17 protein-coding genes are annotated in these 25481 nt (G+C 47.5%); 7 read left to right on the top strand and 10 right to left on the bottom strand.

All coding sequences use genetic code 11. The features are described 5' to 3' along the window. Nucleotides 1-330: 330 nt before the first annotated feature. From D8Y20_RS07105 to D8Y20_RS07075, 7 genes are all read right to left on the bottom strand, one after another. A complete protein-coding gene (locus D8Y20_RS07105) occupies nt 331-1203 on the bottom strand; it encodes a Tim44 domain-containing protein (protein WP_121542354.1) in 873 nt (290 codons plus the stop codon). Between the two features lie 14 nt (nt 1204-1217). After that, a complete protein-coding gene (locus tag D8Y20_RS07100) occupies nt 1218-1730 on the bottom strand; it encodes a DUF721 domain-containing protein (RefSeq protein WP_121542353.1) in 513 nt (170 codons plus the stop codon). 21 nt (nt 1731-1751) lie between these two features. After that, nucleotides 1752-2081 carry a histidine triad nucleotide-binding protein gene (locus tag D8Y20_RS07095; protein WP_121542352.1) on the bottom strand — a complete coding sequence of 110 codons (330 nt, stop codon included), beginning with the start codon at nt 2079-2081 and terminating at the stop codon, nt 1752-1754. 30 nt (nt 2082-2111) lie between these two features. Beyond that, nucleotides 2112-3257, bottom strand: a complete 1146-nt coding sequence (locus D8Y20_RS07090; protein WP_121542351.1) for a sodium ion-translocating decarboxylase subunit beta — start codon at nt 3255-3257, stop codon at nt 2112-2114. Next, nucleotides 3254-5032, bottom strand: a complete 1779-nt coding sequence (gene oadA / locus D8Y20_RS07085; RefSeq protein ID WP_121542350.1) for a sodium-extruding oxaloacetate decarboxylase subunit alpha — start codon at nt 5030-5032, stop codon at nt 3254-3256. The genes D8Y20_RS07090 and oadA overlap by 4 nt, the downstream gene beginning before the upstream one ends. A 29-nt stretch (nt 5033-5061) precedes the next feature. Next, nucleotides 5062-5301 carry an OadG family protein gene (locus tag D8Y20_RS07080; protein ID WP_121542349.1) on the bottom strand — a complete coding sequence of 80 codons (240 nt, stop codon included), beginning with the start codon at nt 5299-5301 and terminating at the stop codon, nt 5062-5064. A 195-nt stretch (nt 5302-5496) separates the two neighbouring features. Beyond that, nucleotides 5497-5793, bottom strand: a complete 297-nt coding sequence (locus D8Y20_RS07075) for a hypothetical protein (protein ID WP_121542348.1) — start codon at nt 5791-5793, stop codon at nt 5497-5499. A gap of 343 nt (nt 5794-6136) precedes the next feature. Between D8Y20_RS07075 and uvrB the strand changes: the two genes are divergently transcribed. The 5 genes from uvrB to D8Y20_RS07050 all read left to right on the top strand — a co-directional run bounded on the left by uvrB (nt 6137) and on the right by D8Y20_RS07050 (nt 17230). Continuing rightward, nucleotides 6137-8131 carry an excinuclease ABC subunit UvrB gene (gene uvrB / locus D8Y20_RS07070; RefSeq protein WP_121542347.1) on the top strand — a complete coding sequence of 665 codons (1995 nt, stop codon included), beginning with the start codon at nt 6137-6139 and terminating at the stop codon, nt 8129-8131. Between the two features lie 3 nt (nt 8132-8134). Further along, nucleotides 8135-11434: a DEAD/DEAH box helicase gene (locus tag D8Y20_RS07065; RefSeq protein ID WP_121542346.1), complete on the top strand. Its 3300-nt coding sequence runs from the start codon at nt 8135-8137 to the stop codon at nt 11432-11434. 306 nt (nt 11435-11740) lie between these two features. Continuing rightward, nucleotides 11741-13108 carry a signal recognition particle protein gene (gene ffh / locus D8Y20_RS07060; RefSeq protein WP_121542345.1) on the top strand — a complete coding sequence of 456 codons (1368 nt, stop codon included), beginning with the start codon at nt 11741-11743 and terminating at the stop codon, nt 13106-13108. A 24-nt stretch (nt 13109-13132) separates the two neighbouring features. Further along, a complete protein-coding gene (gene uvrA / locus D8Y20_RS07055) occupies nt 13133-15961 on the top strand; it encodes an excinuclease ABC subunit UvrA (RefSeq protein ID WP_121542344.1) in 2829 nt (942 codons plus the stop codon). Nucleotides 15962-16060: 99 nt separating this feature from the next. Continuing rightward, nucleotides 16061-17230, top strand: coding sequence for an LptF/LptG family permease (locus D8Y20_RS07050; RefSeq protein ID WP_121542343.1), 1170 nt, complete (start codon nt 16061-16063; stop codon nt 17228-17230). Between the two features lie 53 nt (nt 17231-17283). Here the strand turns inward: D8Y20_RS07050 and D8Y20_RS07045 are convergent, their stop codons facing one another. From D8Y20_RS07045 to metH, 3 genes are all read right to left on the bottom strand, one after another. After that, complete coding sequence (locus D8Y20_RS07045; protein ID WP_121542342.1) at nt 17284-18360, bottom strand: glycosyltransferase family 4 protein; 1077 nt, start codon at nt 18358-18360, stop codon at nt 17284-17286. Next, complete coding sequence (locus D8Y20_RS07040; protein WP_121542341.1) at nt 18357-19142, bottom strand: glycosyltransferase family 2 protein; 786 nt, start codon at nt 19140-19142, stop codon at nt 18357-18359. Before D8Y20_RS07040 ends, D8Y20_RS07045 begins: the two co-directional genes overlap by 4 nt. 133 nt (nt 19143-19275) lie before the next feature. Next, nucleotides 19276-22932, bottom strand: a complete 3657-nt coding sequence (gene metH / locus D8Y20_RS07035) for a methionine synthase (RefSeq protein WP_121542388.1) — start codon at nt 22930-22932, stop codon at nt 19276-19278. 323 nt (nt 22933-23255) lie between these two features. On the opposite strand from metH, the gene D8Y20_RS07030 reads away from it, so the two are divergent. Both D8Y20_RS07030 and D8Y20_RS07025 read left to right on the top strand, forming a co-directional pair. Then, entirely contained in the window at nt 23256-24803 is a 1548-nt protein-coding gene (locus D8Y20_RS07030; RefSeq protein ID WP_121542387.1) for an NAD(P)/FAD-dependent oxidoreductase, read from the top strand. Nucleotides 24804-25025: 222 nt separating this feature from the next. Next, on the top strand, nt 25026-25481 hold a 456-nt coding region (locus D8Y20_RS07025), incomplete at its 3' end, for an asparaginase domain-containing protein (protein WP_121542340.1).

Genomic DNA, 25481 nt, shown 5'->3' with positions numbered 1-25481 from the left:
GGCAGGGCAATTGGATTGAAATGTTTAAAAGCTTTTACCAGCCCCGCGTATAATGATCAAAAAGACAATGCTAAACCGGAGAGCAACAGTTGAAGTTTGTAGCCGTTGTTGTCTTTGCTTTGCGCAACGCTGCGTCCTTCGCGGAGAAATATGTTGAATAATGCCAGTAAATACAGGGTGTATTCATGCGATAATTTGGTCTGCACCGGGTTGATGATTTTATAATCGACACTGATAATGATTCGTAATGGTTCCGGCGAATGGGGTTGAAAAAAAAAGGCTGGCAGAGGAATGCTCTGCCAGCCTTTGAACTCTGTTGATCAAGCTTGATTATTTAGCTTGCTGAATACCTGCCAGATACCATGTTGGGTCGTCTGACTGAGGAGCGTGGCGGAAAATCCATACTTCGTTTACTTCAGTGGTATTGTCACCTGTAGTAGTGCCTTCACTATCAAGCGTCTGTTCGCGTAACATGGCAGTGTAGTTTACTGCGACCCACTCAAGATCGGACTCCATCCAGCTATCGGCAATCTCAGCATTGAGTGTGGCAACGTCAGTAGTGTGGCTCTCATCCGGGCGCATATCCTGACCAATGCGCTCAGCAATTTCAGCAGTACAGAACTTGCGAATATCTTCAATATCACCACTGTCCCATGCTTTTTGCATGCGTACATAAATCTCTTTTGCAGCGGGAAGAAAATGATGTTCATTGATATCGGGGCGAACTGCCGTACCCACAGGTTGACGTGGTGTATCATCCACGATGGTTTCGTCCGCGCTATCAAAATCATGAGCGAAGTCGCCTGTTGAAGAAGCGCCGGCATAGGACGGTTGTTGTCTAGCAGGAGCGCGTTTTCGCAGAAAGAAGAAGAGCAGGGCGATAATGCCGCCGATGATTAGAATGTCGAAAAAGTTAATGCCTTCAAATGCTCCACCGAAGAACATCGCGCCAAGGATGCCACCCAAAGCAAGTCCGCCGATCATCCCCATCATACCTGTTCGCGCTCCACCGCGTTGTCCTGATGCTGTGGCCGATTTTGCAGGTGTAGCCTGACGATTGGAAAAGCTGTTGGATTTGGGTTGTGACATACGCTGTTTACCAAAGCTGGAGCCCATACCGAAGCGTTTGGCATCAGCTTGATCAACACCGGAAATCATTAATCCGAAGATGGCTATCATGGCCAGGGTCATCATTTTTTTCATTCGTTCACCTCTATTTATGTTGTTGCCTGATCATTTTCATGATCATCATATGCAAGTTGTGCGAGCTGTGCTTGAAACATCGCCTTGCGCAGTGGGCGATCCTTAATGCTTGCGACATTGAGTGCAAGTATGCGCATTTCATGGAAACTGACTTTTCTGCGTTGTGGAGCAGCTTTCGATGGCTGAATGCCGGATCCCGGATGCATACGTGTACTTATTCTGTGCAAGTTTGTCAGTCCGGCATGTTTAAAGCAGGCCTTGCGAATATCATCTCTGAGAAAGCGTATTTGCTGGGCCATGATGGAGTGATCAACGCCAACCCACAAGCAGAGGCCGTCATTCTCAATCGGCTGTAGTTGAAGAGGTTCAGTGCGCGTGGACATCATTGTTCCGACAATATGTGGCCAGGCTCGACGTAAGCGTGCAAGGCTGATTAATGCATCCAGTGATTCCTCACCAAGAATTTTAGCAAGGTTGGCATGAATGCCTTGCAGTGTTGAACGCGAACGTTTGTTACGGGGACTCAATGGGTGTTCAATATGTAAAGATCAGAATGGTAACTTCTTGCCGCCGAGAATATGGGCATGCAGGTGAAACACTTCCTGACCACCGCCTTCACGCACATTAATAATCACACGATAACCATCAGTTAGACCTAGCACTTCATCAGCAACATGCCGTACGCTGTCCATCAATGTTCCGAGCAGGGCAGGGTCATCACAATCAGCTAAGGTAGCAACATGTAGTTTGGGGATAATCAGTACGTGTGTTGGAGCCTTCGGGTGAATATCGTGAAAAGCCAACACATGATCATTCTCATAGACCTTATTGCATGGAATATCTCCGGCAATGATTTTACAGAATAGGCAGTTACTCATTATAGACTACTCCTTGAATGATGCATGTTTTTATCCACCGACAATGGCTAAAAGAATACCAGCAGCAACTGCAGAACCAATTACACCGGCCACATTAGGGCCCATCGCATGCATGAGTAGGAAATTGTGATGATCCGCCTCTAATCCGACTTTGTTGGCCACACGCGCAGCCATGGGGACGGCAGATACACCTGCCGCGCCAATCAGTGGATTGATTTTTCCACCGCTCGTTCTGTACATGATTTTACCCATCAATACGCCGGCTGCAGTACCAACACAAAAAGCAATCATACCAAGTAGTAGAATGCCTAGTGTTTCCACGTGCAAAAAGTGACTGGCTTCCAATTTTGAACCAACGGACAGGCCCAGAAATATAGTGGTGATATTGATGATTTCATTTTGAGCCGCGTTGGAGAGACGATCCACAACACCTGATTCGCGCAGTAGGTTACCAAAGGTCAGCATACCGATCAGTGGCGCAGCAGTAGGTAGGAAGATAATGCACATGATGAGCACAATCAGTGGGAAGGCGATTTTTTCAGCTTTACTGACATGACGCAATTGTGCCATTTTAACTTTGCGTTCTTTTTCTGTGGTCAGCAGTTTCATGATTGGAGGCTGAATAATAGGCACCAGCGCCATATATGAGTAAGCAGCGACCGCAATCGCACCAAGCAGATCTGGCGCGAGCTTAGACGCCAGGAAAATAGCAGTAGGGCCGTCGGCTCCACCGATAATACCAATCGCCGCGGCATCAGCCATGGAGAATTCGAATCCTGGGATGTAGTTCAATGCCAACGCACCAATCAGGGTGGTGAAGATACCGAACTGAGCAGCAGCACCCAATAAAAGGGTTCTTGGCATAGCAATCAAGGCACCAAAATCCGTTAATGCACCAACCCCCATAAAGATAAGCAGAGGGAATGCACCTGTTTCGATACCAACACTATAAAGCATGCCGAGTAAACCATCAGGGCCGGAAATAGCGGCGATAGGAATATTGCTCAAAACGGCGCCAAAGCCCATAGGCAGCAGCAGTAGTGGCTCATACTTCTTAACAATGGCCAGATATAACAATAACAGACCGACACAGATCATCAGTGCCTGGCCCCACTCGATATTAGAAATACCGGTTGTGATCCAGAGCTGTTCGAATAACTTTAATGTTTCGGTCATGCGATAGTAACCAGTGGTTGGCCGACAGTTACAGCATCACCTTCTTTTACTTCGATGCTGACAATTGTACCTTTATGGCTGGAACGTACTTCAGTTTCCATTTTCATCGCTTCCATGATCAGAATGACATCACCATCATTTACGGTTTGGTTAGGGGTAACCACAACTTTGAATATATTCCCGGCCATCGGAGCGCCAACGGATGTGGTTGCAATATTGATGGCAGGAGCAGCGGCAGCGGTAACCGGAGCTGCTGGCGCACCAGTAGCCGGGTGCATTGATGTGACTTCACCTTCAGGAGAAACAACAACATCATAGTCGTTTCCATTGACGGTAATATTATAGCGTTCAGAGACCGTCGGAGCGATGATATCGTCTTCCTCTTCAATCCATGGTGCTGTTTCAAAGGCATCTGGATTATCACGATTTTTGAGGTATTTCAATCCGATTTGCGGAAACAGAGCGTAGATCAATACATCATCTACCAGTTTGTTGGATAGCTCAAAACCCTTTTCAGCAGCGATACTGGCCAGCTCAAGTGTTAATCTATCCATTTCATCTTCAATCAGGTCTGCCGGGCGGCAGGTGATGGGTTTTCCACCTTCAAGTACCTTCATTTGCAGTTCGCTGTTTACCGGAGCCGGTGTTTTGCCATATTCACCTTTAAGAATCCCCAGCGTCTCTTTGGTGACCGTACGATAACGTTCGCCGGCCAGTACATTAAATACAGCCTGAGTACCTACAATCTGTGAGGTGGGCGTGACCAGAGGGATAAAACCAAGGTCTTCACGAACGCGTGGGATTTCTTGTAGTACTTCATCAAAACGGTCATCGGCATTTTGCAATACCAATTGGCTTTCCAGATTGGTTAGCATGCCTCCTGGTACCTGAGCCACTAGAATACGTGAATCAATACCCTTTAATGAACCTTCAAATTTTGAATATTTTTTGCGGATTTCTCTTAAATCTGCCGCTACTTCTTCCAACAATTTAAGGTCGAGTCCTGTCGAACGTGCTTCATCTTCCATGATCGCAACAACAGATTCTGTAGCTGAATGACCATAGGTGTGACTCATCGATGATATACTGGTATCCACCATGTCGATACCGGCTTCAACTGCTTTTACAATGGCTGCGGTGCTCATGCCTGTTGTGGCATGTGCGTGCAGGGCAACAGGAATTGCAAGGGTCTCTTTCAGTCTGCTTACCAGTTTTTCAGCATCATATGGCTTGAGCAGTCCGGACATATCCTTGATGCAAATTGAATGACATCCCATGTCCTCCAATTGTTTACCCATGTCGACGGACATTTCGAGGGTGTGCACCGGGCTAACTGTATAACAGATGGTGCCCTGAGCATGTTTGCCTACTTTAAGTGTTGCTTTAACAGCCGTATCTAAGTTGCGCATATCATTCATGGCATCAAAAATACGGAAGACATCCATGCCGTTCTTGGCAGCACGCTCGACAAAGGTATTCACCACATCATCTGCATAGTGGCGATAACCAAGAATATTTTGTCCACGGAAGAGCATTTGAGAGCGCGTGTTGGGCATCGCTTCACTCAACAGACGCAGGCGTTCCCACGGGTCTTCACCAAGATAACGGATGCAGGAATCAAACGTTGCACCGCCCCATATCTCAGTAGACCAATAGCCTACTTTATCCAATTTTTCTGCAATCGGTAGCATGTCTTCAATACGCATGCGTGTTGCCAAAAGCGATTGATGACCGTCACGAAGGACGAGTTCGGTAATTCCGAGCGGCTGATTCATCTGCAGATGTCTCCTAAAAAAATGTTCGTTTATCCTTTGCGATGAGGGTGTTCAGAACGATATAATTTAACGGCACTTGTCACGACCTCAATCAGGTCTGTATTGCCAGCGGTAGTAGTCGTGTTGGCTGTATCAACAGGGGCTGTTTCAAATTTCTGAATAAGTAGAGAGGTGAGGTTGATTACACCAATGAGAAGACCAAGAAACAGGAAAACTACACCCATTCCCAGTGCCATCAATTGTAAGCCTGCTTGCATCAGTTCGTCCATGGTTAGCGCTTCACTCCATCAATCTTGCATAAGAAGCGCGCACACTAGGTGAAATAGGTCTCAAATTCCACTTTGAAGATAGGATTTGTTTAAAAAGTGGTCTTTTAAAGAGGGTGGTTAAACAACAGGCAGCACCATTGCAGCCGCATATTCATGCAAATCGAAGATTGATTAGCGTATTGGATGACTAATCAGCTATGCAACAACATCGATTTTATTGTTTTCAGGTAGTTTGGTTGTCTGGTTTACCGCTTGTTGTTTATTGACTTCAACAGCTTGTATGTTTTCTTTATTGGCTTGCACTTCAATTTTTTGTTGTGGCGCTGGTTCTTTGCTCTCAGCACCAGCCAATTCGCGAGCCTCTGCAGAAACCTGCACGGTCACCGAAGCTTTGCGTGATTGCTCAGCACTTTGTGTTTGATATTGCTGCGTTTGGGTGACGGTGTTCTGGTCCAGAACGGCAGCAGGGGTGGCAGTAGGTACAATAATCATCGAGTCCTCCTCACAAGGCATAATATTATTAAAAACACGCAGCTTCACATGTTACATATAAGCAGGGAAATCATTTCCCAAGTTAGCTACGTGCAGGAGGAGTCCATGTACCACCTTTTGTGCGATCAGTTATGTATATCGGTGATCTCACTGTGGACTTTAATTTTAAAGCAGTATCAAAAAGTTGCGCTAGGGCACTAGTCGAATTTCTTCAAATTAGAAATGAAGATGTGAGTGAGATTTAAACGTTTTGTCATGTCGATTTATTCTGTGATCGTGAGGCTAGAAAGTATCCTGATGAATATATACTGGATTCAATTTGGCTTGGGGTTAGCATCGCTCGATGCGCTTTGAACTTGCCGGAGATTACCGACCACGTGGCGATCAGCCGAATGCGATTGCTGAGCTCGTCAATGGCATAAATGCCGGTGATAGGCACCAAACATTGCTCGGAGTTACCGGCTCCGGCAAAACCTATAGTATGGCCTGTGTGATTGAGCGTACGCAGAAGCCCACCCTCATTCTTGCACCGAATAAGACACTGGCAGCACAGCTATATGGTGAGTTCAAACAGTTTTTTCCCAATAATGCAGTCGAATATTTTGTTTCGTATTATGATTATTATCAACCCGAGGCTTATGTACCATCGAGTGATACTTATATCGAAAAAGACTCCGCTATTAATGAGCACATTGATCGTATGCGTCACTCAGCGACACGGGTTTTACTGGAACGGGAAGATGTAATCATTGTTGCTTCTGTATCGTGTATCTATGGACTGGGTAGCCCTGAAGCGTATTCAAATATGTTATTGTATTTTGAGGTGGGTCGAGAAGTTGATCAGCGTGCGGCTGTAAATAAACTGGTTGAATTACAGTATCAACGCAACGATATAGATTTTCATCGCGGTACGTTTCGCTTGCGCGGTGATGTGTTGGAGGTTTATCCGGCCCATGCAGAAGACTTCGCTATTCGGATTGAATTTTTTGGCGATGAAATTGATGCCATTAGTCAGTTTGATCCATTAACGGGCAAAAGTATGGACGTGTTACATAAATATACGGTGTTCCCTAAAAGCCACTTTGTAACGCCACGCGATCAGTTGCTTAAAGCCATGGATGCGATCCGAGATGAATTGGCTGAGCGTTTAGCTGAATTGCATGATAAGAATCAACTTGTAGAAGCGCAGCGCCTGGAGCAGCGCACTATTTTTGATCTGGAAATGATCCAGGAGGTGGGGTATTGCACCGGTGTTGAAAACTATTCGCGTCATTTGACCGGTCGCCCTCCTGGTGATTCACCGCCAACTCTGTTGGATTACTTACCCAATAATGCGCTTGTAGTGGTGGATGAATCGCATGTTACTGTGCCACAAATTGGTGGCATGTTTAAGGGAGACCGCTCCCGAAAACAGACGTTGGTTGATTTCGGCTTTCGTTTGCCATCAGCCTTGGATAATCGGCCACTGCAGTTTCATGAATTTGAGTCGGTGGTGCCACAAGCTGTCTATGTATCGGCCACACCCGGTCCATATGAACTCGAGCAGTGTGGTGGGGTGGTGGTTGAGCAGGTGATCCGGCCTACCGGGCTGATTGATCCGCCGATTGAAGTGCGCCCGGCATCCACACAGGTAGATGACTTTATATCGCAAGCCAATGCGGTGATTAAAAATGGTTACCGAGTATTGGCAACATGTTTGACCAAACGTATGGCGGAAGATTTGGCCGAATACCTGAATAATCTGGGTATGAAAGTGCGCTATCTGCATTCCGATATTGATACGGTGGAGCGCATGGAGATACTGCGTGACTTGCGTTTGGGTCTGTTCGATGTGTTGATTGGCATTAACCTGTTGCGTGAGGGGCTGGATTTGCCCGAAGTTGCATTCGTGGCAATTTTTGATGCTGATAAAGAAGGCTTTTTGCGATCAGAGCGTTCATTGACGCAGACCATTGGCAGGGCTGCACGCAATGCTGAAGGTTTTGTGATTTTGTATGCGGATAAGATCACCGATTCGATGCAACGCGCGATGTTTGAAACAGAGCGCCGGCGTGAAATACAGCTGGCTTATAATGAAAAGCACGGCATTACACCGGAGACGGTGAAGTCGGATGTGAAAGATATTCTCGGTTCAGTGTATGAAATGGATTATGGACATATACCTGAAATTGCGGAACCGGCACCGTTAAGTTTGGAAGAAAAAGAAGCACGTATAAATGTTTTGGAACGTTTGATGACTGAGGCTGCAGCAGATTTAAGATTTGAAGATGCAGCCGCGCATCGGGATGAAATACTGCAATTGCAGGCACTTCAAGTAGCACGAAAAAGGATTAGTTAGTCAATGAGCAATATGCCTGAAATAAGCGAAACGCTGATTAGAACATGGGTGGGAAAAACATTTGCCATGCGTGGTAAGCGTTATTTTAAACATGATCGTGTAAGCGATGTTGAACCATTGCAAAATGGCAGCCAGTTGATGGGCGATGTGCAAGGCACTGCGCCCAAACCATATGAAGTGTTGATTCACTTTGCATCAGAGCAAACAGGCGAGATTCGTGGTGAATGTACGTGCCCGACTGGTTTAAACTGTAAACATGTGGCAGCTGTGTTATATGCCTGGATAGAAAAACAGGATGAAGTGGTCAAAGCACCTCAGTTTGCTGCACCGGGAGCCATGGCATTTGGTCAATGGTTGGGCGCATTGGAGCAGGTGAGTGATGGTAAAGTGGCGCATCAAGAGTATCCCGATAGCATTAAACAACGCCTGTTATATATTCTGGAGCCCGATGGTGATCTGAATGTTCAATTGCGTTTTATTACGGCGCGTTTATTGAAGTCGGGGGCGTATGGTAAAGCTCAGGATTATAATCCTTCAAATATTCTCAATTACACACCACCACAATTTATTCTTTCCAGTGACGAAAGCATGTTGCGTGAAGTTGCGAATGATCGATCCTTATCATCGCTGCATGGTTATCGCATTAAAGGGCCTCAAGGGTTAAAAATATTGAAACGGGCACTGACCAGTGGGCGTTGTCATTGGATGACCAAAGATTCCGAAGCACTACAGCGTGTTGATCGCCGCAATGGTGAATGGGGTTGGAAGCTGGGCGAGCGTGGAGATCAGCATCTCACACTGCATATGTCTGGTGCTGAGTTGGTTGTGCCGACATCACCACCATGGTTTATTGATGTGGAGCAGCATGCCTGTGGTCAGATTGAGAGCGGTCAAATACCTGATGTGGCAGAGATCCTACTGAATATCCCTGCTGTAGAGCTCGATTGTTCTGATGAGGCGATTAAAGATGTGAAACGACAGTTGCCCGATGATGTGCCTGCTCCGATGCATCTGCTGCATGTACACAGAGAGGTGAAACCGCAGTTGGTGATTCAACTTAAGACGATGAAGCTGGTGCAACAGTGGGGCTACCGTACACCTGAGCAGTGCCATGTGGTGGAGCTGTTTTTTGATTATGATGGTAAAAAAGTACCACGCTCATCCCAGCCAAAGTCAGTGCGTTCTATCAGAGGTGACAAGGTCATCGATTATGCCCGTGATGTGGCGTGTGAAACGGAGGCAGTAGAGCAGTTGATGCATGCCGGGCTCTATCCGGCGCGAGAAAGCACCATTGCTGCACACGTCGAATTTCCGGAGCATGCCTTCAGATTGATCCATGATGATGACTGGCCGGAATGGATGTTATATGAAGTACCTGACTTAAAGGAGGCTGGTTTTCAGATTGAAGTCTCTGATGGTTTTGCCTACAAGATAGAACAAGCCTCCAGTTGGGAGTTGAATCTTGAACAGAGCAAGTCCGATAATGCCAGTAGTTTGATGGGGCAGGCCAGCTTTATGGTTACCCTCGATAGTGGTGATCAGATTGATCTGATTGATGCCTTGGCACGTTGGGTTGGTAATAAACCGGATCTGTTGAAGGCTGACTCATTGGCGCGATTGAAAGAAAAAGCACAGATCCCATTGCCACTACCGGATGGTAGATTATTGCCGGCTCCCGGTGAAATGGTTGCCAATATTTTACACTTTATGATGGAAGTTTTTGCCGGTGGAAGTGATAACCAGACAGTAGAATTGTCTGTGCCGCAAATGCTGGCGCTGGAGGAGAGTATCTCAACTTCAGCGGCACCGGTGCAGGTTAGCAGTAGCGTTTGGCTCAAGCAGATGAAGCAGCTGGCTGATCTGGACAGTTTACCAGTGTGTGATGTGCCAACAGGATTGCATGCTGATTTGCGTGATTATCAGCGCGAGGGGTTGAGTTGGATGCAGTTCCTGCGTCAAATGAATCTCGGTGGAATCATGGCTGATGATATGGGGTTAGGGAAAACAGTTCAGGCTCTGGCGCATATTTTGAAAGAGAAAGAAGACGGGCGCTTGAAGCATCCTGCACTGGTCATTGCTCCAACCAGTTTGATGCACAACTGGCGACGTGAAGCAGAAAAGTTCACACCGGGTATGTCACTTCTGGTGGTACACGGCCCTGATCGTGCTAAATATTTTGATGTGTTGGCAGGCTATGATCTTGTCATTACCACATATCCGTTGTTGGCTAGAGATTTTGATGTGATTGAAGCACAAAACTGGCATATGCTGATTCTTGATGAAGCGCAGTATATCAAAAACCCGAGATCGAAAGTGGCCCGTTTGGTACGCCAGTTGAATGCGCAGCACAAAATTTGTATGACTGGTACACCTATTGAAAACCATCTGGGTGAGTTGTGGGCTCAGTTTGATTTTCTCATGCCGGGTTATCTCTATGATATGAAAGGTTTTACAAAACTATTCCGTAAACCTATTGAATTGCAAGGTGATACCGCCCGCCAGGATGCGTTGAATGTACGCTTGCGGCCATTCATGCTCAGGCGTTGTAAAGAAGATGTGGCGCTGGAGTTGCCTGCTAAAACGGAAATTATTCGCAGTGTTGAAATTGAAGGAGCACAGCGAGAACTTTACGAAAGTGTACGTTTGGCGATGCAGAAGCGGGTGCGTGACGCTGTAGCTTCTATGGGCGTCGCCCAAAGTCAGATTGTGGTGCTTGATGCCTTGTTAAAAATGCGACAAGTATGTTGTGATCCACGTCTGGTCAATGGTTTGCAGGGTGAACCGCCAGTATCGGCAAAGCTACAGATGTTGATGGAGCTATTGCCTGAAATGATTGAAGAGGGGCGCCGTATTCTGCTCTTCTCACAATTTACATCGATGCTTTCTCTGATCGAAGAAGAGTTAAAAGTGCAGAATATTGATTATGTGAAACTGACAGGTAAAACGCAGGATCGTATTACGCCGATTGAATCGTTCCAGAATGAAAAAGTACCACTATTCCTGATTAGTTTGAAAGCAGGTGGGGTTGGCCTGAATTTAACTGCTGCCGATACCGTGATTCACTTTGACCCATGGTGGAATCCTGCCGTGGAAAGACAGGCGACTGACCGGGCCCACCGTATTGGTCAGGATAAGGCAGTGTTTGTTTATAAGCTGATTACAGAAGGTTCTGTGGAAGAGAAAATTCTGGAGTTGCAGGAACGCAAACGTGAATTGGCTGATGCGATTCACCAGAAAGATGCTGTGAAAAAATCATTATGGTCTGCTGAAGAGCTTGATAATCTGTTTGCACCATTGAATTAGTACGTATTAATTGCGACGCTAAAAAACTACGTCCATATAGTTTTTTTAGCGCGCAAAGGCAAAATCGAGGTTTTGTTTTTGTCTACACAAGATTGCAGGATTGCACGGGTTACGCCCGCAGGGAGCCAGACATGGATGTGTGGCATGAAAATCAAGCACTTGCGCACATGATTTTGGCAGGCGGTCCATGGCCTGCACGGATACGCTGATTTTTTTCAGCACATCCTTGGGTTGACCCTTTGCTTTTGGTTCACAGAGTAGCCCCTCTGTTTATGATAGGCGGGCGAAAAAGTAGGAGAGAGTTATATGTTCAGTCGTTTAAGTGAAAAGATCGGAGATATTACCCACAAGTTGCGTGGTGCAGCGCGGGTATCTGAAGCGGATCTGGATGCCACACTGCGTGAAATGCGTCTGGCAATGCTGGAAGCGGATGTGGCGTTGCCTGTGGTGCGTCACTTGATGGCTGAAGTAAAAGAACGTGCACTTGGAGCCGAAGTTGCCAAGAGCCTGCAGCCGGGTCAGGTCATTATTAAAATCCTCAATGATGTACTGACCGACCTGCTCGGTGGGCAACGTCGCGATTTGGATTTGTCAAAAATCCCTTCCGTTATTCTGTTGTGTGGTTTGCAGGGTGCAGGTAAAACAACTACTGCCGGTAAACTGGCACGATTGCTTGCTTCGCAGGGTAAAAAAGTCGCCATGACTTCGGTGGATGCCACCCGACCTGCGGCTCGTGAACAGCTTCAGGTTTTGGCTGGTCAAGTGAACGTACCCTATATTCAGGGTGAAGGTTCAACGGCTGCTAAAATGGCCAAGTCGGCGGTGATGCAGGCAGGTCGTGATGGACTGCATGTCTTGATTCTCGATACCGCCGGTCGCCAGGTGGTTGATGATGACTTGATGGCTGAGATCAAAGATGTGGCCGATACAGTCGATGCCAGTGAACGCTTGTTGGTGCTGGATTCCATGACCGGTCAGACCGCGCTACCTATTGCTGAACAGTTCCATGCTGCCGTGACCATGTCCGGTTGTATTCTGACCAAAACCGATGCAGATGTGCGTGGTGGTGCAGCACTCTCCGTTGCCCACAGTACAGGTGTGCCGATTCGTTATGTCGGTACGGGCGAAAAGATCGATGCATTTGAATTGTTTGATCCGTCACGTATGGCCGGCCGTATTTTAGGGCAGGGTGATGTTGTTGGTCTGGTTGAGAAAATTCAGGCCAATGTCGATCAGGGCGTAGCGGAAAAGGCAGCTGCGAAAATCAATAAAGGTCAGTTTGATCTGGGCGATTTCGCTGAACAGTTGGGTCAGATGCAGAATATGGGTGGTATGGCAGGCATGTTAAAAATGATGCCGGGTATGAAGTTGCCTCCGGAAGCCATGGCGCAGATGGATGATAAACCGATCAAACGTATGCAGGCAATGGTCTATTCCATGACCGCCAAAGAGAAAAAGTATCCCAAGCTCATCAATGGTAGCCGCAAACGCCGCATCGCTAATGGCTCCGGTACAACCGTGCCGGATATCAACCGCATGCTCAAACAGTTTGCCCAGATGCAGAAGATGATGAAACGCATGAAGGGTGGAAAAGGGCGTCGTATGATGAGCCAGATGATGGGTAAATTTGGTGGAATGGGTGGCGGTATGCCACCGGGCATGCCGAAAATGTGAGCTTGTACAGATTAGGTTGCTTGTATGATTGAGCATGAAAAGGCCAATACAATTCGTGTCGAAGGGGCACGGGTACATAATCTTAAAAATATCAGTCTGGAGATTCCGCGCGAAAAACTGGTGGTGATTACCGGTGTGTCAGGCTCTGGCAAGTCCAGCCTGGCATTTGATACACTCTATGCAGAAGGACAACGGCGTTATGTGGAGTCGTTATCAGCTTATGCGCGCCAGTTCTTGGGTATGATGGAGCGCCCGGATGTAGATGCTATTGAAGGGCTCTCTCCGGCTATATCGATTGAACAGAAGACTACTTCGCGTAATCCACGTTCTACCGTTGGCACCATTACCGAAGTTTATGATTATCTGCGCCTGTTGTTTGCTCGCATTGGTCAGCCTTATTGCCATGGTTGTGGAAAGCAAATCACATCACAACCAGCCAGCGTCATTATTGATCATATAGAGGCACTGGAAGAGGGCACCAAATTACAGCTGTTGGCTCCAATTGCGCGTGGTCGTAAAGGCGAATTTCGCAAAGAGTTGGAGCAGGCCGGTAAAGATGGTTTTGTGCGGGTGCGCATCGATGGCGACGTGATGGCACTCGATGATGTGCCTGCATTAAAGAAAAATATTAAACACAATATCGAACTGGTCGTAGATCGACTGGTGATCCGGGAAGGCATTCGTACACGTCTGGCAGATTCGGTTGAGACGGCGTTGCGTTACGGCGAAGGGCTGATGATTGCCCTGATTGGGAAGGAGGAAGAGGTCTTCTCTGAACGCTTTGCTTGCGCCGATTGTGGTATCTCATATCCGGATATTGAACCTAGATTATTCTCATTTAATTCACCAGTTGGAGCATGTTCTTCATGTGATGGTTTGGGTAGTAAAACGGTGTTTGATCCCGATTTGGTGGTGCCGAATGATACGCTCTCTATGGCCGATGGCGCCATTGAACCGTGGGCCGGACGCGAAACATTTATGTATCGCCAGACCTTGGAATCGGTCGCAGCCTTCGTTGATGCCGATATGGATCAACCATTTAAAGATCTGACCGCAGAAGCGCGCAAGGTGTTTCTTTTCGGCAGTGGCAGAAAGAAGATTCAATTTGTGTATGAAACACCGGGGCAGAACAGGGTGGTTGAACGGCCCTTTGAAGGTGTGATCCCTAATCTGGATCGACGCTATCGTGAAACAAACTCGGATGATGTGCGCGAAGCGCTATCGAAATATATTAACACCATTGATTGCCCTGTATGTGAAGGTTCGCGACTCACCAAACCGGCGCGTTACGTGCGTATTGCGGGCAAATCACTGCCTGAAATTGTCAAAATGCCTCTGCGTGATGAGCAGGCATGGATCAATAGTCTGGTATTGAGTACTCAGCATCAAGCGATAGCGGATAAAGTGCTCGAAGAGATCTCGGCGCGATTAGGTTTCATGATTGAAGTGGGGCTGGATTACCTGAGTCTGGAACGTACATCAGGTACGCTCTCCGGTGGTGAGGCGCAGCGCATACGATTGGCTACGCAGATTGGCTCTGCGCTTGTCGGTGTACTCTATATTCTCGATGAACCGTCTATAGGTCTGCATCAGCGGGATAATGATCGTTTGTTGGCCACCTTAAGGCGGCTGCGTGATCTGGGTAACTCGGTGATTGTGGTAGAACATGATGAAGATGCTATCCGTACAGCTGACTGGGTGATTGATATGGGCCCGAGAGCTGGCGTACATGGTGGAGAAATAGTTGCACAAGGGCCATTGAAAGCGATTTTAAAAGAAAAAACACTTACCTCTGATTATTTGTCGGGTCGTAAACGGATTACCATACCCAAGCAACGCAAGGTGAATAAGAACCATGCCATGCTTGGTGTAGAGGGTGCTTGTGAACATAATCTGCAAACGGTGAAAGCGTTGTTTCCGCTGGCGCGTTTCTCCTGTGTGACCGGTGTATCAGGTTCCGGCAAGTCAACACTAACCAATGAGACCTTGTTTAAAGCTCTGGCCAAATCCAAGGGCTTGAAAACTGAACGAATGGGAGAACATGGCAAGCTCATTGGTGCGGATTTGATCGATAAAATTATTAATATTGATCAAAGTCCGATTGGTCGTACTCCGCGCTCCAATCCAGCCACATATACAGGACTGTTTACCCCGATTCGTGAGTTTTTTGCTCAGGTACCAGAATCCCGCGCCCGTGGTTATAAAGCCGGACGCTTCTCATTCAATGTGAAAGGTGGTCGATGTGAAGCCTGTCAGGGCGATGGCATTATCAAAGTTGAGATGCATTTCTTACCCGATGTGTATGTGCACTGCGAAGCTTGTCAGGGCAAACGTTATAATCGTGAGACGCTTGATATTCGCTACAAAGGCAAAACCATTGATGATGTGCTGCATATGACCGTGGACGACGCGCTGGAATTTTTCGTTTCGATTCCACCGTTGAAAAACCGTTTAAGTACACTGCAACAGGTGGGCCTGGGTTATATTCAACTGGGCCAATCTGCCACAACACTGTCCGGTGGTGAGGCGCAGCGTATTAAACTATCGAAAGAGCTGGCGCGTAAAGCGACCGGAGATACGCTCTATATTCTCGATGAACCCACAACGGGCCTGCATTTTCATGATGTAGCCAAATTGCTCGATGTGTTACATGCATTGGTTGATCGTGGTAATACCATGATAGTCATTGAACATAACCTGGATGTGATTAAAACCGCCGATTGGATTGTGGATATGGGGCCTGAGGGCGGTGATAAAGGTGGTAGTGTGGTTGTGAGCGGTACTCCAAAACAGGTGGCTGCTTGTCCGGCATCACACACCGGTTTTTATCTGAAAGCTGTACTGAAGTCGTGAAAAGTTCATGCGTGCCCTTTGTATGCGGTAATTTAATTTTATCGATGTTTACGGTGGTGCTAGTGTGGCTGCAATGAAATACCATGACGTGATGAACTGATGACACTGGATCGTTACATGCTGCGACTGTGGTTGGGTCCATTTGCTGGCGGCTTGATACTGGTGCTAGGTGTGTTGCTATTGGGGCGTACACTTAAGTTATTGGGTATGGTTTCTGATAGTAGTCAGGCCTGGTTTCTTATTGCCGACCTGCTAACCCTGACCATTCCATATTTTTTGCTGTTGACGGTGCCGATGGCTTTTTTCCTTTCCATGCAGAATACCATCGCAGGTCTGCAGCAGAGTAGTGAAATGGATGTACTACGTGCGTCAGGCCTCTCTTATACACGGATGTTTCGCAGCTTTTTTGTATTGGTGCTGTTGCTCTGGGGCTCTTTAACCTACACATCGATGGTGCTATTGCCGCAAGGTCAATTGGGCTTTTATAATATTCTTAGTAAAGTATATGCTCTTAAGGGGGCAATCTCTTTCTCTCCCCAACGTTTTACCCAGGGTTTTGATGGGGTAACAGTCTATGTCGATGGTGAAGATGATAAGGGTGTTTATCACGGTGTGATTCTGGAAGATAATCGGGATAATGTGTCGGTTATCTATACTGCCCAGTCTGCCCGTTTTGATATGACCGGAAATGAGGTGAGTGGTAATAACCTTGAGTTGCATATGAACCACGGTGTGCGCCTTGAAGGGCAGGGTGCTGATCAGCGCATGCTGGCCTTTGATAGCTATCAGGTAGCGATTCCAGTCTCGGATGGTAAATGGAAGAAATATAATTCCATAGATCATGTGACCATGATGACCTCGACGGAGCTGTGGAATGCTATGCAGAATGATGCAGACGGGGCACTGGCGGAGTGGAATCGGCGTCTGTTATTACCAACTACGGTACTGGTGCTGTTCTTTTTTACCTTGCCACTCTCCTTGACGCAGAAACGTTCCGGAAAAGCCGGCTCCATGATTGCAGGCATCGCACTGCTGGTGATTATTTACAATTTACAGTTGTTTTTTCACCGACAGGTTAATCAGGGAATATTCCCCGGCTGGAGTATGTGGCTGGAGCAGTCACTGTTGCTGGCCTTCGGTATTTATTTGTGGATACGTGCCGAAGCGGATCGGCTTCCGACGTTCTTTTCATACATTATCGGCTTTGTAAATGTGTTGCATCAATGGATCATGAATAAACTTGCGCGTCGTGTTGGCAAAACCAGTTAAGGGGATGCTGGTTTGTTGCATCCTGTAAGAAGTAAGTAATTTCTTGTTGGTATTTACGTGTTCCAATATTGCCGGTAACAGGCGATTTGATCCGCTGCGACGACCTGCCAGTCTCTTATGACCACATCTGATGATTCTCTCATCTGATTAATCCCGTTCATCCGATCATCACAAGCCTTGGCCCAGGTTGATATGGGTGCATCCAGAGCCAATACCGATGCGTTATCCAGTTCATCCGCAATGCCGCAGGCATCTGATATCAGAACAGCTACTCCTGCAGCCCTGGCTTCCGCGATGACCATGCCATAAGGCTCCTGACGGGCGGGATGCAGTAATAGATCAAACTGTGCATATAAGGGGGCGCTATCGGTTTCACCAAGCAGTTGATAACGTTCTTCAGGCCAATGCGCAAACAGATGACGCACTGCATCGGGATTGGGGCCGACTACAATAAATGAGAGTTTGGGGCGGTTATGGCGTAATTCAGTCACGATCTTTACCGCCATATCCAGTCCTTTGCGTTTCCACTCTTTGCCGACAAAACCAATCACCCCTGCATCCGTATCAACAACACGCTCAACGCATTTAGGGATATCGGCAACGCCCGGTGTGATAGGGGCGGCCAACCGTTTGGATATCTCGGGATAATAATCGTTTAAAGCATTAGCAATAAGTGTTGAATTGGGAATGATTGCCTTGACTTGAATGCCACACAATTCACGTCTCTCCAGATAGAGGTTTGCCAAAATACGCAGTGAAATGCGTTTCCACCATGGTTTGTCTTTTACCTTGGCAAAAGGAGGGCCATGAAAGGTGGTGAATTGGTGCACATTGGTGCGTTCATGGCTGTGAATAATATGATGTTGATATTCAGGGTGTGTTGCAAGCCAATCTGAAACACGTTTGGAAAATCTCAAATGTGCCAGCCAGCGTGGTTTTTTTCGGATGCCGCCCAGGCTCACAACGGCTACACCTTCAGGGGCAGCATCTGCGCAAAGCTCTTCACACAATACAGTAAGCTGATGACCGGCAGCAGCAATCTCCCGGCTAAGCTCCCACACATAACGTTCCATACCACCCACCGGGCCAAAGCGGCGCACTATTTGAATGATGTTAAGCTTTGTAGTCATGGTGATTTTGGTGGATTGCTCCAGCCTTTTTGGCGTTCGGTCAGTTTGGCGTAGCGGTAGAAGGTGCCTTCCAGATTAGCAAAGGCAATCACAAAACCGGCCCAACCATCGAGCATGCCAAGTTTGAGAATATAGATGCGGAAAAAAGCCCATAGCCCGCGCGCCAGCGCTTTTCCCATTCCGGCAGAGACACTATTGCGTTCAAGTTTCAGCGCTCCCAGTGTGGAGTAGCGCATGCCTTTGTCCTGAATCTGACTTAAGTCTTTAAACGGGAACTGCCAGATAGCCTGTTGCATATGATCTATGCTGCCGTGAATCTCAAAACCCTCATGCACTTCGTCATGGTTGTTGAAAACCAATGCGCCTTTTTTAAACAATTGGGGTTGGCGATAATCGGGGTGCCAGCCGCAATGATTGATCCAGCGGCCCATGAACCAGTTGCGGCGGGGGGTGTACCAGGCACCGGCTGCATCTGGCCGATTGATGATATCACGAATCTCTTCAGCTGCTTCCGGTGTGCAACGCTCATCGGAATCAAGACTGAATACCCAATCATGGGTACACGCTGCGATGGCATCATTGCGCAGCTTTCCAAAACCCTCAAAGTCCAGTTGTTCAACGCGAGCGCCCAAAGCGCTGGCAATCTCAGCGGTACGATCCTTACTATGTGAATCGGCGACAATCACTTCATCAGCCCATAAGACACTGTTCACCGCATCAGCAATTTTCTCTTCTTCGTTATATGCTATGATGTAGACGGATAGTTTGGAGTCTGTACGCACGTATCTATTACCTCATAGTTATTCTGATGTGCTGCATACCTGATGATGATCACCTTAGCTGCTGCGGTTTGTTTATCAAGAACCGAGGTATTGAACCGGATCAGATCCGGCTCATACCGTTTCGAGTGCTTGCTTAATAGCCCAGGTTAGGCGCTAACCAGCGTTCAGCTTCATTCATGCTTATATCTTTACGGGTAGCATAATCTTTCACCTGATCTTTGTTGATCTTGCCTACTGTGAAGTAGTGCGCTTCCGGATTGGCAAAATAGAGACCGGATACTGCTGCGGTCGGTAACATGGCATACGACTCAGTCAGCTCCATACCGATATGCTCTTGCACATCAAGCAGTTGCCATAGAGTGCCTTTTTCAGTGTGTTCAGGGCAGGCTGGATAACCGGCTGCCGGGCGAATACCCTGATATTTTTCTTTGGCCAACTCTTCAGCACTAAGTGATTCATCAGCCGCATATGCCCAATGCGTGCTGCGCACCTCTTTGTGCAGCTTTTCTGCCAGTGCTTCTGCCAGACGGTCTGCCAATACCTTGATCATAATGGCGGCGTAATCATCATGTTCTGCTTCATATGCTTTGGCTTTCTCTTCTGCGCCAAAGATAGCGACAGCAAAACCACCAATATGATCGTTCTCTTTGGCGATGAAATCAGACAGGCAGAGGTTTGCGCGTGAATCTTTTTTATCCAGCTGCTGACGTACAAAGTGGAAGCGGGCGGCTTCGCAGGAGCGCGTTTCATCACTGTAAACAATCACAGAGTCATCAGCAGTAGGTGAAGCCGGGAACAGACCAAAGACCGCTTTGGCTTCAAACCAGTTTTCAGCAATGATTTTATCCAGCCAGGTCTGTGCTTCATTGAATAGTTTCTGAGCTTCTTTCCCTTTGTGTGGGTCATTCAGGATGCGCGGGTATGCACCATTGAGTTCCCATGCAGAGAAGAACGGGGTCCAGTCGATATAGTCACGAATATCGGTGATGTTAATGTTTTCCAATGCCTGCACGCCCAGTGTGGCCGGTGCTGGTGCAATTGTGTCTGCATCAATATTTGTCGGGTTCGCTCGTGCATCAGCAAGAGATAGCCAATCGGTTTGTTTCTGGCGCCCCAGATAGCGATCACGTACGGCTTCGTATTCAGTGCGCGTAGCGCTCACAAAGTCAGTGCGATGGGCTACTGAGATAAGGTTTTGAGCCACACCAACAGCGCGTGACGCATCTTTTACCCAGATCACCGGCTCATCGTACTCATGCATGATTTTCACGGCCGTATGCGCTTTGGAGGTGGTTGCACCACCGAGCATGATAGGGGTGGTGAAACCAAGGCGTTTCATCTCTTTGGCGATGTGCACCATCTCATCGAGTGATGGTGTGATCAGACCAGAAAGCCCGATAATATCGACATTATGTTCTTTGGCTTTCTCAAGAATAGTAGCTGCAGGCACCATGACACCAATATCAATCACTTCAAAATTGTTGCATTGAAGCACTACACCTACGATATTTTTACCGATATCGTGGACATCACCTTTGACGGTCGCCATCAGAATTTTGCCGTTGGAAGAGGATACCCCGGTGGCCTTTTCAGCTTCAATATATGGCATTAACCAGGCCACGGCTTTTTTCATCACACGGGCTGATTTCACCACCTGTGGCAGGAACATTTTACCATCTCCAAAGAGATCACCAACCACATTCATGCCGTCCATCAGCGGTCCTTCAATCACCTCAATGGGGTTATCGAATGCCAGACGGGCTTCTTCGGTATCTTCATCAACGTGGGCATCAATGCCCTTAACCAGTGCATGTTCCAGGCGTTTGGCTACGGGCAGCTTGCGCCACTCTTCATCGGCTTTTTTGGCAATGACGCCATCGCCGCGATAATCATCGGCAATGGAGAGCAGGTGATCGGTAGCATCCGGATTGCGATTGAGCACCACATCTTCCACTGCATCACGCAATGCTTTAGGCAGCTCTTCATATACTTCCAGCATACCGGCATTGACGATACCCATATCCATGCCATTTTTGATGGTGTAATAGAGAAATACGGAGTGAATGGCTTCGCGTACCGGATTGTTGCCACGGAAAGAGAAGGATACATTGGATACACCACCAGAGATCATGGCGTGTGGCAGGTTCTGTTTGATCCAGCCGGTGGCTTCAATGAAATCGACGGCATAGTTATTGTGTTCTTCAATACCGGTAGCAATAGCGAAAATATTCGGATCGAAAATAATATCTTCAGGTGGAAATCCACACTCATCCACCAGAATATGGTAAGAGTTTTTACAAATCTCTATTTTACGCTCATAGGTATCGGCCTGACCATCTTCATCAAAGGCCATCACCACCACAGCGGCACCATATTTAGCCAGCAGCTTGGCGTGGTGAACAAAGGCCTCTTTTCCCTCTTTCATTGAGATGGAGTTCACAACACCTTTACCCTGAATGCATTTCAGACCGGCTTCGATAATTTCCCATTTGGATGAATCGATCATGACAGGCACACGGGAGATATCAGGCTCAGAAGCGATAAGATTGAGGAAGGTCACCATTGCGGCTTTACCATCGAGCATCGCTTCATCCATATTGATATCAATGATCTGGGCACCGTTCTCCACCTGCTCACGGCAGACATCCAATGCTTTGTTGTAATTGCCTTCAAGAATAAGACGTTTGAACATGGCTGAACCGGTCACATTGGCACGTTCACCAACATTGACGAAGAGAGAGTTCTTGTCGATATGCAGCGGTTCAAGGCCGGATAGGCGACAGATCACTTCGCGTTCAGGGGCAGGTCGAGGGGCGATACCATCGACAGCTTTGGCCATGGCACGGATATGCTCCGGTCCAGTACCACAGCAACCACCGATGACATTAAGGAAGCCTGATTCTGCCCACTCTTTAATTTCAGCTGCCATCTCTTCAGGTGTTTCATCATAACCACCCATGGCGTTGGGCAGGCCAGCGTTGGGATGGGCGTTGATGGCGCAGGAAACAGTATTAGAAAGCTCTTCAATATATTGACGTAACTCACCGGCACCTAGGGCACAATTCAAACCAATAGATATTGGATTAGCATGCGCGAGTGAGTTGTAGAAGGCAGTAGCCGTTTGACCGGATAAGGTGCGTCCTGATGCATCGGTAATGGTGCCTGAGATCATGATTGGTAGTTCTACATTATTGTCTTCAAAGAACTTTTTCACGGCGAAAACTGCGGCTTTGGCGTTAAGCGTATCGAAGACAGTTTCAATCAGCAGAATATCTGCACCACCATCAATCAGGCCGCGTGTCGCTTCAGTATAAGTCTCTACCAGTTCATCAAAGGTGACATTACGAAAACCCGGATCGTTCACATCTGGTGAAATAGAGCAGGTACGGGATGTGGGGCCAAGTACACCTGCTACAAAACGCGGTTTGTCCGTTGTGGTAAATGCATCACACGCTTTCCGTGCAGCTTTGGCACCGGCCACGTTTAATTCATAAACCAGCTCTTCCATGCCGTAGTCGGCCATGGAGGCAGAGTTGGCATTGAAAGTGTTGGTTTCCAGAATATCGGAACCAGCCTCAAGATATTTGGCGTGAATTTCACCAATAATTTCCGGTTGTGTCAGTGAGAGTAGGTCGTTATTGCCTTTAAGCTCTGATGGCCAGTCAGCAAAACGCTCGCCGCGATAGTCGGCTTCCTGCAGTCCGTATGACTGGATCATGGTGCCCATTGCACCGTCTAAAATCAGGATGCGTTTCTGCATTTGAAGAGATAAAACGTTAGATGAATTCATGAGCGGCAATATAGCAGCAGTAGTCGTTGGTATAAATAAGTTTAAAGCCATTTGTAAAGAATGGCCTCAATTTCTAACTCCTTGGAATGACAAACGACAGCACACATACAAGGTCAGTAGCGTGGTAATCAGTAGGGGAGGCGTGTTGTACTCACAAATTGTGGGTTCCTAATGGCCGTTTTCTAAGGTGATGGCGTCTAAACGAGGTGATTTTTTCAACTACTCTTGCCTATCCTTCGTTATGCTTGTTATGATGCCGAAACAAGGCAATCAGTAGTTACACCTCAAGGATCACATCAATGCATGCCCAAATGGATTTGAACATGAACGCATCGGAACCACGACCAGCAAAAGAGACAGAGCAGACCGGCAAGACACAAGAGCCTCAATATGTTGAGACCATTATCATCGGCTCCGGCTTTTCAGGTTTGCTGGCTGCTGTGCGTTTGCAGAAAAAGGGTTGTGATGACTTCCTCATGTTAGAACGAAGTCCTGAGTTAGGCGGTACCTGGCAAATCAACTCCTACCCCGGAGCTGAGGTGGATATTCCCACCAGTCTCTATTCCATCTCCTTTATTCCATTTCCGTTCAAGAAAACCTTTGCGCCGCAAAGTGAACTGCTCGCCTATACCAACCATATCATCGACAAGTTCAGCTTAAAAAAACAGTCCAAAACGAACCAGACAGTCACCAGCCTCAGCTATGATGATAGTGCTAATTTGTGGCATGTGAAGACCGAGTCGGGCGAAAATTATACCGCCCGCTTTGTGATCGACACCAGTGGTGTGCTGGCCAATCCGCATATCCCCAATATTGAAGGCGCGGACACTTTCACCGGCGCACAATTCCACGCAGGTCACTGGGATCATTCTGTCTCTTATGAGGGCAAACGTGTCGGCGTGATCGGCTCTGGCTGTTCCGGCGCACAGATCGTTCCAGCCATGGCTGACAAGGTTGATCGCTTAACCCTGTTCATGGGTAAAGCGCAGTGGGTACTGCCACGTTCAGATCGGGAATATAGCACTGTCGAGCGCTACCTTCGTACGCTGCCAATCATCCGCCATATCATCCGCCTGTTTGTATTTATCTTTTACGATATCCGCTTTGTTGCCTTTCGCCGCTATCCGATAATTTCAAAGGTCGCTCCCTACATGAAAGCGTATTACAAGAAACGGCAGCAAGAACATCTCGAAAAATTCATTAAAGATGATGCCTTGCGAAAACACATGATGCCCGATTATGAATTGGGCAGCCGTCGTGTCATTCCAACCAACACCTATCTGCCAGCACTGGCAAAAGACAATGTCGATGTCGATATAAGCGGCATTGAGTGCATCACACCCACAGGCATTAAAACCAAAGATGGCAAGGATATTCCGCTTGATAACATCGTTTACGCCACGGGATACTATGCCTATACGAATATGAAAAGGGCGCTGACGTTTCAGGTGAATGGCCTGGGTGGTCGCAATCTGAATGCCGAATGGGAAACAAAAATCGCCTCGTATAAGGGTATTACTGTTTCGGGTTACCCCAACTATTTTAAAGTGAATGGCCCCAACACCGGCTCCGGCCACAGTTCGCAAATGTCTTATATGGAAGTGGCTACCGATTATATCGTGCAAGCCATCACTGCTGTGAAACAGGATAAAAGCATCAAAGCCATTTATCCGAAACCGCATCTTCAGGATGAATATGTCGCCGAAGTAAGAGCCAAGATGCAAAAAACAGTCTGGCAAAATGCCACAGTTACCGCCTTCTACAGAAAGAACATGACTGACGAGGTCACCAGTCTGTCGCCGGAACCTGTGACCGGCTTTATCTTTTCCCGGAAATGGTTTGATTTGAAGGATTATGATCTGTTGAAGTAGCCAGTTGCTCAGAAATCTCCGAAACGGGGTTTAAAGAGTCTTCTGTCAGCTTTGGCGGGACACCGTGAAAATAATAACAATGATAGACCTAGCTCCGTTAGTTGTGATTATTTACCATTTAATGGGGCGGAAACTTTTCCCGCTTATCCCATGAAATAACAAATAATCAGGCGTAGATCTGAACGGAATGGGGGGTAAAGAATCAACACAGGAGCTGGCAACTTGAAACTGAAATTTTTTATCACCGGAGGAACGATCTGTAAGTGCTATAATGAGATTAGTGGCGCACTTGAGTTCCGTGATTCGTTTATTCCGGAAATGCTGGAGCGGGGCAGGTGCAAACTGGACTACAGCACCGAGCAGTTGATGTTCAAGGATAGCCTGGAGATGAATGATGAGGATCGGGAAACCATTCTCGCCAGTTGTAGTGCGTGTGAAGAGTCAAAGATCATCATTTCCCATGGCACCGATTCGATGGTTGATACCGCACGGGTGCTTGGGCAGAAGCTGGAGAACAAAACGGTAGTGCTGTTCGGAGCGATGATCCCTTATTCGATCAGCAACTCCGATGCGATTTTCAATCTCGGCTGCGCAGTCACCGCTGTCCAGCTATTGGGTGCTGGTGTCTTTGTGGTGATGAACGGGCACATTTTCCGCTGGGACGATGTCAGCAAGAAT

Source organism: Mariprofundus sp. EBB-1, from assembly GCF_003665155.1.
Lineage (GTDB): Bacteria > Pseudomonadota > Zetaproteobacteria > Mariprofundales > Mariprofundaceae > Mariprofundus.
The sequence above is the reverse complement of the archived record's forward strand: the minus strand, read 5'-3'. Positions and strand labels throughout refer to the sequence as shown.

Bases quoted from the DNA above. Each gene is read 5' to 3' on its own strand.
- D8Y20_RS07090 (WP_121542351.1), bottom strand. From the start codon at position 3,257: ATGACCGAAACATTAAAGTTATTCGAACAGCTCTGGATCACAACCGGT.
- metH (WP_121542388.1), bottom strand. From the start codon at position 22,932: ATGAATTCATCTAACGTTTTATCTCTTCAAATGCAGAAACGCATCCTG.
- D8Y20_RS07050 (WP_121542343.1), top strand. From the start codon at position 16,061: ATGACACTGGATCGTTACATGCTGCGACTGTGGTTGGGTCCATTTGCT.
- ffh (WP_121542345.1), top strand. From the start codon at position 11,741: ATGTTCAGTCGTTTAAGTGAAAAGATCGGAGATATTACCCACAAGTTG.
- D8Y20_RS07075 (WP_121542348.1), bottom strand. From the start codon at position 5,793: ATGATTATTGTACCTACTGCCACCCCTGCTGCCGTTCTGGACCAGAAC.
- uvrB (WP_121542347.1), top strand. From the start codon at position 6,137: ATGCGCTTTGAACTTGCCGGAGATTACCGACCACGTGGCGATCAGCCG.
- D8Y20_RS07105 (WP_121542354.1), bottom strand. From the start codon at position 1,203: ATGAAAAAAATGATGACCCTGGCCATGATAGCCATCTTCGGATTAATG.
- D8Y20_RS07095 (WP_121542352.1), bottom strand. From the start codon at position 2,081: ATGAGTAACTGCCTATTCTGTAAAATCATTGCCGGAGATATTCCATGC.
- D8Y20_RS07080 (WP_121542349.1), bottom strand. From the start codon at position 5,301: ATGGACGAACTGATGCAAGCAGGCTTACAATTGATGGCACTGGGAATG.
- D8Y20_RS07045 (WP_121542342.1), bottom strand. From the start codon at position 18,360: ATGACTACAAAGCTTAACATCATTCAAATAGTGCGCCGCTTTGGCCCG.
- oadA (WP_121542350.1), bottom strand. From the start codon at position 5,032: ATGAATCAGCCGCTCGGAATTACCGAACTCGTCCTTCGTGACGGTCAT.
- D8Y20_RS07030 (WP_121542387.1), top strand. From the start codon at position 23,256: ATGAACGCATCGGAACCACGACCAGCAAAAGAGACAGAGCAGACCGGC.
- D8Y20_RS07065 (WP_121542346.1), top strand. From the start codon at position 8,135: ATGAGCAATATGCCTGAAATAAGCGAAACGCTGATTAGAACATGGGTG.
- uvrA (WP_121542344.1), top strand. From the start codon at position 13,133: ATGATTGAGCATGAAAAGGCCAATACAATTCGTGTCGAAGGGGCACGG.